The sequence below is a fragment of the Vibrio mexicanus genome (assembly GCF_001012815.1).
GTDB classification, from domain to species: Bacteria; Pseudomonadota; Gammaproteobacteria; order Enterobacterales; family Vibrionaceae; genus Vibrio; species Vibrio mexicanus.
The window spans coordinates 1-469 of record NZ_JYJP01000135.1 but is presented as its reverse complement, the minus strand read 5'-3'; the positions used below and the strand labels follow the sequence as shown (position 1 = coordinate 469).

General features: G+C 42.0%; 1 pseudogene. It reads right to left on the bottom strand.

The features are described 5' to 3' along the window. Window positions 1–469: pseudogene (locus UA76_RS23910) on the bottom strand (hypothetical protein); the annotation flags it as partial.

Here is a 469-nt window from a genome sequence, read left to right as displayed (position 1 = left end):
CATGCTGCTACTCGCCCATTATGCCATGTGTAAACAATCCCTCGATTTCTATCGAAGTAGATATCGGCGGCTCTTGGCCAGCGTGCAAATAGAATGGTGGCGATGAGCGATAGTACTGAGAACACAGAGATGAGGATTATTTCTTGATATACGGATTTTCTATAGTTATCTCTTCCATATGAGCTGACAGCGTTTATTAAATCCAGCTTCGAGCCATTCCCATCTTCACCTACTAGAGCTCTGTAATATAAGTCTCTCCTTTCATTGAAAGGCAGTCCTTTCTCTTTCTTTTCTTTATTGAGCTCAATCATTTGATGAGCGCTTTCAATCATTGCTGGATTTGCCCCAAACTCTTGTATAAAGGAGATAGTTAAAACCCAAAGTGCGAGCACAAAGGGCAGAACGTATACTATCCGCGCATTATCGACAGCAGTGTGAGCCGTCATGACATTATCATTAACGGTCATTA